6 protein-coding genes and 1 pseudogene are annotated in these 10,779 nt (G+C 31.9%); 6 read left to right on the forward strand and 1 reads right to left on the reverse strand.

The window, feature by feature from the left end; translation table 11 throughout:
* Positions 1 to 19: 19 nt before the first annotated feature.
* A protein-coding gene (locus BM163_RS13160) for an IS3 family transposase (protein ID WP_089803438.1) occupies positions 20 to 1,143 on the reverse strand; the annotation gives its coding sequence in 2 pieces (ribosomal slippage) (positions 20 to 891 and positions 891 to 1,143; 1,125 coding nt in all).
* A 118-nt stretch (positions 1,144 to 1,261) separates the two neighbouring features.
* On the opposite strand from BM163_RS13160, the gene BM163_RS13165 reads away from it, so the two are divergent.
* The 6 genes and pseudogenes from BM163_RS13165 to BM163_RS13185 all read left to right on the forward strand — a co-directional run.
* On the forward strand, positions 1,262 to 1,855 hold the full coding sequence (locus BM163_RS13165; protein ID WP_089803638.1) for a hypothetical protein: 594 nt from the start codon (positions 1,262 to 1,264) through the stop codon (positions 1,853 to 1,855).
* Positions 1,856 to 2,563: 708 nt separating this feature from the next.
* The gene (locus BM163_RS13170; protein WP_089803639.1) at positions 2,564 to 5,329 is read left to right on the forward strand and encodes a TrlF family AAA-like ATPase; all 2,766 of its coding nucleotides are present in this window, start codon (positions 2,564 to 2,566) and stop codon (positions 5,327 to 5,329) included.
* A gap of 398 nt (positions 5,330 to 5,727) precedes the next feature.
* Positions 5,728 to 5,919 carry a hypothetical protein gene (locus BM163_RS13175; protein ID WP_089803640.1) on the forward strand — a complete coding sequence of 64 codons (192 nt, stop codon included), beginning with the start codon at positions 5,728 to 5,730 and terminating at the stop codon, positions 5,917 to 5,919.
* Between the two features lie 79 nt (positions 5,920 to 5,998).
* Positions 5,999 to 6,175: a hypothetical protein gene (locus tag BM163_RS13855; RefSeq protein ID WP_170243752.1), complete on the forward strand. Its 177-nt coding sequence runs from the start codon at positions 5,999 to 6,001 to the stop codon at positions 6,173 to 6,175.
* Positions 6,176 to 6,246: 71 nt separating this feature from the next.
* Positions 6,247 to 8,739, forward strand: coding sequence for a DEAD/DEAH box helicase family protein (locus BM163_RS13180; protein ID WP_229675579.1), 2,493 nt, complete (start codon positions 6,247 to 6,249; stop codon positions 8,737 to 8,739).
* Positions 8,740 to 10,189: 1,450 nt separating this feature from the next.
* Positions 10,190 to 10,779: pseudogene (locus BM163_RS13185) on the forward strand (IS1634 family transposase); the annotation flags it as partial.

Raw genomic sequence — 10,779 nt, forward strand, 5'->3', positions numbered from 1 at the left:
TTGGATTGTCAACACTAAATCAGACAATTTTCTTAAGGGCATTTCTTTTAAATTCTACAGGCGTCAGGTAGCCTAGTGTTGAGTGAATTCTTATGTTATTATACCAATTCACATAATCTGCTAGTTCGATGCTAAGTTCATCTAGCGACTTGAATATATACCGATTTGAAAACTCTGTTTTAAATACTTTGAAAGTGGCTTCAGCAACCGCATTGTCGTATGGACACCCTTTTTGACTCAGAGATCTTTTAATATCAAACGTTTCAATCAACCCTTCAATTACATTGTTTTTAAACTCGCTACCACGATCTGTGTGGAATATGGAAATATCGTTCAAATTTGCGTTTATCCGTGAGAAAGCTTGATAAACGAGCATTGCATCCTTCTTTGGACCAGCACTATAACCAATAATTTCTCGGTTAAACAAGTCAATTAATATGCAAACATAATTCCATTTTCCTGCAACCCTGACATAAGTCAGATCACTTACAACAACTTCTAATTGCTCTCTATTTGTGAAGTCTCGTTTGACTTCGTTAGCAGTTAAATCTTCATTTGAAGGCTTTTTATGAGGCTTGTATTGCGCAATTGTATATGTTGAAACGAGACCGTTTTCGCGCATAATTCGTCCGATTTTTCGTCTTGAAACGACTTTGCCTTCGTCATTGAGTTTTTTTTTGATCTTACGGGTGCCATAATTGTTTCTGTTTTCTTTGAATATTCTAATGATATCTTGGGTTAAAGATTTATCTTCTACTTTGGATTTTACTTCATAATAGTACGTACTTCGAGATATGTTAAGGACGGCACACATTGCTGATATTGAGTATTTGTCTGTATTTGCTTTGATGACTTCTACTTTCGTCCTAGTATCAGCGCTGCTTGCTTTAAAATATCATTTTCCATTTTCAGATGTTCATTTTCTTTGCGAAGCTTGATTAATTCGTTTTCAGCATCACTCCTGTTATCTTTCTCTTTGAAAGAACCCGATTGCTGATGTTGCGTTATCCATCGATCTAACGAAGAGGGGGTAAGCTCATATTCTTTGAGAATAACAGATTTGGACTTACCATTGAGATATAACTGTACCATTTGATTTTTGAATTCATCTGTGAACTTTCTTCTTGGTCTTTTACTTGGCATTTATGGCCTCCTTAAGGTTATTAGTTTATTCTAATTCACCTTAAGAAATCTGTCCAGTTAAGTATAACCTATCCAGTTAGAATCAGAAGTAATTAAGACATTGACTTCAAGAAGGATAATGGTTTTAGATTCATCAAATGATTGCAAACTATTTAGTGTGAATAGCGAAAAGAATTCAATAGGTTTTAATATGTTCGATGTGAGATATAAAATAAATGTTGAGCCTGAAGACGGAAGTTATAATCATATGATAGAGCGTTTAATGTATCCTAAACCAGATGACTTTGAGGAAGACGAAGAATTTTGTTATGAAATGTGGAAAAAGATTAGTTTAGGTGAATGTTTGGAATTTCTTTTACATCAGATGGATAAAGTAGGCTATAACTTTTCTCCAGGTAAGAAGACTGTTAAAGTATTTATGAATTTGTTGGATCATTTTTCTGCAGCGCAAATTAATTCAATTATTTATAGAGCGGTTGCTAATAGTACAAAACGCTTCCAAGAAGGTAATATTACTAAGATTCATGCTCAAAATTTAGTTATATCTTCATGTGAGCATAATGGAGAGCGTGCTATTGCAGAAGGTTGGAATTTGAGGGGGTTTAGCAGAAATTATAATCTTCCTGAATCTTTACTAAGTAAAGTGTTTTTTACATCTATTTTAAAAATAGCAGATTTAGGATTTGAAGAAAAACCGACTAAAGGTATTTAGAGATCAAGTAAATTCAAATGATTATTTTAAAAACTGTTGTGCAAATATCGACGGCAAAAAAACTAACGTTATTTAATTTGTAATGGATTGGATCGATGTCGCTATAGAAGGGAGCAAACATCTTGATATTGAGATCGATGACTGTAAGTATAACCATTATAATACAATTAAGCTGATGCAATACATTACGCTAGTCGATTTAATACTTACGAGTGATTTTTAGTATTCATCCAGTCAACTTAAGTAGTGCTGGAGAGGTAAAAGAGAAGGTGAAGAAGATGAGTGTAGCTTTAAAATAAAGTTTGATAATTTGTAATTAAGTCTGATTGAGAACCTATATTAATTAAGCGGTTTTTTCTTATGGATACTAAAACTACCTAGCGTGTTATTCAATTAGTCTACCAGATTGCGGAATGATCTTTATTGCATAGTAGATGTATACTGTGCAGTAAAAATCCTCATTTTTTAATAATTACATATGGAATTCTAGATTTACCTATAAAGAAGGTTCTACTCATTCTGCATGAGCAACGAAGTTATAAAGAGTGAGTAGAATTCGGTGATCAGTGGGCAAGGAATAGAGAAGGCCATTGAGGACACCCAAATCAATTCAAATGTTTTCATAAACATCCATATTGAGAGTTTATTTTTTGTTGCCTAAACAGGGGAATTTGGTACTACATAAATGAAAGGCATAGGAGGATAATTATGAATTATAAAGGTGCGCGATGGTACAAAACAGACTTACATTTACATACTCCAGCTAGCAAATGTTTTATGGATAAGGAGGTTACTGCACAAGATTGGGTTGATAGATGCATTGAACAAGGTTTGGATGTGGTTGCTGTTACGGATCACAACACGGGAGGATGGATTGATCAAATTAAAGAAGCAGCCAAAGATACTAGTTTAATAGTATTTCCAGGTGTTGAAGTAACATGTGGTGAGGCAAAAGTACATATGTTAGTTTTGTTTGATGTTGATAAATCTACGCAAGATATAGAAGATTTTTTAAATAATATTAATATTAGTAGAGAAAATTTCGCAACTGATGAAGCTTTTACTGATAAAAACACTCAACAACTGGCACTAGCAGCAAGTCAGAAAAATGCATTAGTAATTCCTGCACATATAGATGAATTTAATGGGATATCAAATATGGGATTTACCAATAGAGAGAACTTATTAAAAGATGAAAATATAGATGCAGTTCAAGTTGTCCATCAATTATTTCTTGATGGCAATATAAACAATGAAGAAATTGAGTCCACTTTAAAAGAGTATTATCAAAAAGATATAGATAAAAGTATATATAGGGACTGGAAGGTATCTGTGTCACAGGCATTAGATGAGAAAAAAGCAATACTAACTTTTTCTGATAATCCGCATGGACCTGGAAATCCTAAACATGGACTCTGGGGGATAGGGATGAGATTTACGTGGATTAAGCTGAATGAAACAGTAAATTTAGATAGTTTAAAACAAGCCCTTATATTACCTGAGTATAGAATTAGGAATGATTTTCAATCTGATAGTATTCCTTATAATTTACCAGATTTATGGATTAAAAATATAAAAGTAAATAATACAATATTAAATAGAAATAGGATTGAATTAGATTTTAATCCTCAGATGAATTCAATAATTGGTGGCAGAGGTTCTGGAAAATCTAGTATTTTAAGACTTATAAGAGGAGTATTTAAAAAAATTCAAGACCTTGAATTAGCAGATTCAATAGGTGGAGCAACATTAAAAAAAGAACAAGAAGACTTTTTTAAAGTTAATAGTTCGGCAACTGGTATTTTATTAGAAGATACAACTATTGAAATAACAGTTGTTAAATATGGATTTGAATATCTAATTAAAGCAACAGGTTTTCAAAGACATGAAGTAAGGGAACTGAAAGTTTTTAAGAAAGAGGATAGTGAGTTTATAGAACAAGACATAATCGACCTAAAGGATTTCTTTAAATTTGATATTTATTCTCAAAAACAAATTTTTGAAATAGCACGTTACCCTAACGCTTTAAGAAATAGAATCGATGTTGCGATTGAAGGCATGTCGGAAATAAATAATGATATTAATAAGAAAAAGAATCATTTTTTAGAACAATCAGCTAAAATAAGGAGCTTAAGATATCAAATTAGTAAGAAGTCCAAAATAATATCTGAAATAAAAGATAAAAAGGAACAAATAAGCTCATTTAGAGAGAGTGGTTTTGAAGATTTAGTTCAAAAATTTAAAGCATTTAATAACGAAAATGAACTTATTAAAGAAGTTCATATTGATATTGAAAATAAAAAAGATTTAATTTCTGGCATTAGAGATGGATTTGAAATTAAAAATCTAAATATAGAATCTTATCGAGATAACTATCAAGACGAAATTTCTACTCTTGTTAATCCTATATTAAAGGATTTTGAAGTTGTACAAAGTCTATTACAGGATGCAGAATCTAAATTAGATGAAATGTACTTGAGTTTAAAAAGAGATATGCAAATAACCAAGTGGTTTAGTGACAGAAAATTAAATAGAGATGAATTTATGAGAATTAAACAAGAGTTGGCAGAGAAAGGAATAGATGACTTATCTAAACTAGAAAAAGCTACTGTTGAATTATCCAAACTAGAAAGAGATTTAAAGGACATTGAGAAAATAGAAAGTGATATAGTTAGTGAAAATGAATACCTACATGCAATCTATGAAGAATTTATAGAGCTTAGAAATTCAATTACTGATACTAGAAAACAATTTATAAATGAAGTTTTAAGTGATGAAAATATTAAAATTGAAGTGAGACAGTATCGAGATAGAAACCATTATTTAAAAAGGTTTAGAGAGATTATTCAAAAAGAAACTAGTTTTAAAGATGACTTGAAAATAGTTGCTGATAAATGTTTACAAGGTGGGAATGTAATTGATCTACAGCAAGAGCTTATTAATGAAATTAGAAGTGTGAGAAATAATGGTATTAGTACATTTTCATCACGATTTGAGAGTGTATTAAAAGAATTAAATGAAGAGCAGATTGATGAATTATTATTACATTTACCTGAAGATGAAATCACAGTTAAATATAGAGCAAATAGCTCTTCTGGCTTTCAACTGTTATCAAATGCTTCTGCAGGTCAAAAAACATCTGCTATTCTAACTTTTTTACTTTCCTATGGAGATGTTCCTTTACTTTTAGACCAACCAGAAGATGATTTAGATAATCATTTAATTTACGAACTTATTGTTGATAGGTTGAAAATTGTTAAAAATAAGAGACAAATAATAGTTGTAAGTCATAATGCAAATATACCTGTTAATGGCGATACTGAGTGGTTAATTGCAATGAATTCAAAGTCGAGAGATATAGACGTTCTATATAGTGGAACAATTGAGGTAGAGGAAGTTAGAAAGGAAATTTGTGATGTTATGGAAGGAGGGGAAAACGCATTTAAATTAAGAGCAAAGAGATATAATATTTAAATTACCTAGACAAATAATGAGAATAGACTAGTAGAACTTCCCACTTAACTCAGCTAGCTAACGTTTTATTTATGCAATAAGTTTCTGTTAATTCGATTGTTATTAGAAAATCTGTGCTATGTTTCGTCTTCTTCGAATTTCAGGTGGAGGCATACCTTAAACTTAAAAGCAGTACAAATAATAATTTAAAAGAAGTTAGAGCACAGTACAAGAATTCTATTCAATATAAAATATCCTTGTATATGGAATTTTAAAATATAGTTTACCGCAGTTAATTTATGCAGTTGGTATTTTTCTCTAGAGTATACAAAAAGCCAATTGCCAACACTCATAAATAACTTTAAACTCCTCGTTAGACTAATAACGTTTGATAGGAGAAAATTTAGGAGGTGTTTTCAGTGGCAGAAGTCAATCAAAAAGGAGAACGCTATGTAAATGTTATTCGGAAAACAGGGATCGATGCGCACATAGTAAAAAAGTATGCCAATCATGAAGACTTTGACGTTGAAAACCCCCAGTGCCGAAAGGCGGCTGTCATGGATCCGGTAAAACTGATTCTTGATGAGTGGTTGAAAGAGGATTCAAAATAGAAACGCAAATATCTCCGAACCGCGTAACGTTATTTCCGACAGCTAGTTGAGGAACATAAATTCAAAGGGGCTGAAAGGAGTGGTCGGCAATATATTTAAACGACAAGTTGATTTCGGAACAGCACCTTTTGTGTACCAATCAGAACCGATTTACGTCCTTTATCAAGAGGATTTTGGCACGTGGCTTCTCCTTCCAGAGAAAGCATTTGATTGTGTGCGCTACGAAAATGTCAAAGTAGATAAATTTAGAAATTGAGTTTTCACCTCCTAATCTAGTTTATGATTTTCTGCTTTCTGTTAAAAAAATTGAGGAATGAGGGAGTTAGATTGATTAATTTCAAGAAACTAAATGAGGATGTTAATAGTGAAAAGGTTATTGATCCTGTTCAAATTTTTGATGTACTACCAGAAAAAAGTAAGAAATATGAGGAATACCTTCGAGATGTTCAAAGTACTGTTCTCGAAAAATGGTTCCAAGAATATAGAAATGATAGTAAAAACACTGTTATTAAAATGAATACTGGTAGCGGAAAGACTGTTGTAGGCCTATTAATATTACAATCCTATCTAAATGAAGGTAAAGGACCAGGGGTTTATGTCGTTCCTGATAATTATCTGGTGAAACAAGTTATGAAAGAAGCAAGTGACTTAGGTATTGGAGTTACTGATAATCCAAGAGATAACATGTTTATCAGAGGGGAAAAGATTTTAATTACCAATATGCATAAAATAATTAACGGAAGAAGTGTTTTTGGTATTAATGAAATAAAACAAGATATCGGTTGTATCATCATTGATGATGCCCATGCTTGTTTTAAAGTTGCCGAATCTAAATTTACTATTCGAATTCCTAATAACGTTTCTATGTATGATGAACTATTGAATCTATTTTCTGATGCAATTAAACATCAATCTGAATCTAGGTATTTAGAGATAAAAGATAAGGAAAAAGGTGTGCAACAGTTAATCCCTTATTGGGATTGGAACAATAATTTATCTACTGTTAGGAATTTGTTACATAGTAAAAAAGATGATTTTGAATATTCTAATGATAAATCTCTTTTCTTTAATTGGCCCCTTGTAAAAGATAACCTAGAACTAGCTAATTGTATTATTACGGGTGATGAAATTTTAATTAATGTTGATTACTTGCCTATTGAAGTTATTCAAAGCTTTGATGACTGCCCTCACAGAGTTTTTATGAGTGCTACTATTGATGACGACAGCATTTTTGTTTCGCACTTTAATATTAATGAAGATGACATCTCGTATGCAATTACCCCTAAAAATGCGAATGATATTGGAGAACGTTTAATTCTGATTCCACAAGAAATAAATCCTGAAATCAATGAAGAAGATTTAAAGAAGTACTATAAATATCTATCAAATAAAGTTAATGTTGTAGTTCTAGTTCCATCTGATTATAGATCCAAATATTGGTCTGATGTGGCCGATGTTATAATAAAAGGCAATGACGAGTTAATTGAAACATTAGAAGATTTAAAGAAGTCTCACGTTGGGCTAGTTGTTCTAATTAATAAATATGACGGGATTGATTTGCCTAAAAGAGCTTGCGAAATTTTAGTGATTGATGGAGTGCCAGATGTTAGAAGTGAATTTGATAAATATGAACAAATTGTGTTAAGAGGAAGTAAAGAAACTTTAAAGAATACTATACAAAGAGTTGAACAAGGTATGGGGAGAGGGGTTCGTTCAAAAGATGATTATTGCGTAGTCTTTTTGATGGGGAATGATTTAGTTCAAAACCTTTACCATGGGAATGCAAAAAATATATTTACTGAAGCTACTCAAAAACAATTGGAGCTATCAGAAAACTTATTTAAACAAGTTAAAAATTTAAACTTAGAGGAAATTAATAAAATAGTTAACTATTGTTTAGAAAGGAATACTGAATGGATTCAAACAAGCAGGTCAGTTCTAATAAACATAAAGTACAATAAAGAAAATAATTTTGATAATTTTATCGTAAAGCAAAGAACAGCTTTTAATCATGCAAAAATTCGTGATTATAGGAAAGCATATGATGTTATACAAGAATTAGTTAACGGGCAAGATAGCGATATTACAAAAGGGTATTTAAAGTATAAGTTAGCAAGATATCAGTATTTTATAGATTCTGCTGAATCGCAGCAAACATTATTGTCTGCAAAAAAGTTAAATCATCAGCTATTGCAACCAATTGATGGAATAGAATATAAAAAGATAAAATCGGATAATATTCCACAAGCAAACAAAATTAATCAATTTCTAATGTCTGAGTATTCAGATACCAATGACTTTGTGCTAGGTATGAATTCTATAATTGATAGACTTGTTTTTGCAAAAAAAACGTCCGAACAATTTGAGCAAGCTATATTGGAACTTGGACAACACTTAGGTTTTTTCTCTCAACGTCCTGAAAAAGAATTTAGCAAAGGTCCCGATAATTTATGGCTTAGTAAAAATAAAGGATTTGTAATTGAATGCAAAAATGGAACTACTACTGAATCAATAAATAAAAAGGACTGTAATCAATTAAATGGCTCTATTGAGTGGTTCAGTAAGCAGTATCCAGTAATAGATGATTTCACACCAATTTTAATTCACAATAGCAAAAAATTCGAATACGCTGCTTCGCCTAATCCTAATATTAGAATAATTGAACGTGATAATTTGGATAAATTAAAAGTAAAGTTGAGGGAATTCACAACTCAAGTTGCTTACAATAAATTTGATGTGTCTATTATTTCTAAATTGTTACACGTTCTAAAGTTAGAACCAATGCAATTTGTTGACGAGTATACATCATCATTTGAATAAATAACTCAATTTTTTCTTTAGAGAGTTGGAAAGATTGATCAAACTTTATTATAAATTCAAACTTCTATTTACTAAAGAAGGCCCCATTTTGATCAAACTTTTTTAAAATTGGCTTCTCTCTATTTGCAGTAATGTATGTAATTGTGTGCTATTTTTAATCAAACTTTGTTTTAAAGCTACAAGATATTGTCTCCATAAAAAAATAAGGTTCCTTATATAAAATAAACGTTCCCGATCCGAAGGTTTTTCCGGTATTTTCCCGGCAGACCTTCGGTTTTTTTATGGAAAACTCAGTGGAGATTCAATCGTAATTCAATCCCATTTTTAATCAAAATTCAATCCATACCCAGTCGCTTTTTTCAATTCTATATTCCTCCAATCCTTTGTCCAGTAAGGGTTTAGTCTGAATTCAATTCTTTTTCAGTCTCTTTTCTCTAGATTCTTTACTCCATTACGGAACATTTTTTAAAATTGTACGAATATTCCGTACAACATAGAACAGAAAAAAGGGAGGAAAATGGCGAAAAAGAAGCCATTTAAGGGAAGAACTTTTTAGCAGTCTAATAGTGTACCAAAATAAAAAACCAAATAAATAGAAAAGAGATTCTTCCGAGGACCTCAGTCTAGACTTCTAGCTGCATATAAAATCAATAAATAATTATATTATTATGGCTATAATCCTTATGTTTACTAGGTTTATAGCCGTTTCTCTCTTTTTGTCATTTTCACTAAACTTTATTATGAATTAATAGTGCCAACAAAATAATTATGTTCCGAACAAAATAAAAACGTTCCTTAAATAAAAATAATGTTCCAAATCCGAAGGTTTTTCCGGCTAGCCTTCGGATTTTTTATTGCCAATTTCTCTGGATTTTCAATCGCACTCCGACTTAATTTTCATTCAAAACCGATCCTGATCCAACCGTTTTTTCTGCACGGGTATCTTTCAAACTTTTTTCTGTAAGGGTTCAAGCACATTCATTTCTTATTCAGTTGGTTTCTACACGTAATAGAATCTGTGTTTTATCTTGTCTGATTCAGGCAGAAAATCAAGCTGCTTCCCGTCTATTCCTTCTCTATTCTGGAACGTAATTATTTTCTCAAAATGAGTGTAAAATCGTTACACAAATGAGTGAAAATGGGCAAAAAGCTGGAACGTAATTTTTTTATGAAGGAAACGAAGGGGAGAGAGGGAAATGGACCTGAGCCCTTGGGAGATAAGGGGGTGAGGGGGATGGGAAGGTGAGGCGGTTTTGGAACTCAATTTTTTAGGGAGACATAGTAGATGGATGAGGATTAATATATACAGAGTCTTTTTAGGACGTGTAGCCTGCATTACCGGAATTTATAACGATATTTCATAAAAAACCGCTATAAACATTGATAAATAGCGGTTTTTTCATTGACTTTAACCTCGTTATATATTATAATGTATAACGAGGTGATGATTGTGGGAGTAATCTATCAAACCAATAAACAAACGGGGATTACATATGCATATGAAAATAAAGCTTACTGGGATAAAGAAAAGAAACAATCACGTGCACGGAGAAAGCTCATCGGAAAGGTAGATCCCAACACGGGTGAGATTATTCCTACGAGAGCCTATAATAAAAAAGAAGCTAATGCGGTTGAAGTTAAACCTGGTCCAGCACCCATTACGCAGATGCGACGCACCTTTTATGGTGCAAGCTATCTCTTTGATCAAATAGGCAAACAAACGGGGATATATGAGGACTTAAAAGCCACATTTCCCTCTTACTATAAACAGATACTATCAATTGCTTATTACTTAATACTTGAAGAAAATAGTTCTTTAAGTCGATTTTCGCATTGGGAGAAACTACACCACCATCCGTTTAAACAAGATATACCCTCTCAGAGAAGCAGTGATTTATTTCAACAGATTGATGAGGAAGGTCGTATGACCTTCTTTCAAAAGCAAGGCCAACGTCGCATGGAGAATGAATTTTGGGCCTTCGATGTCACCTCCATTTCAAGCTTCTCAAGCACATTAAATCAAGTGAAAAAAGGTCGTAA

Source organism: Halolactibacillus alkaliphilus (genome assembly GCF_900115465.1).
Lineage (GTDB): Bacteria > Bacillota > Bacilli > Bacillales > Amphibacillaceae > Halolactibacillus > Halolactibacillus alkaliphilus.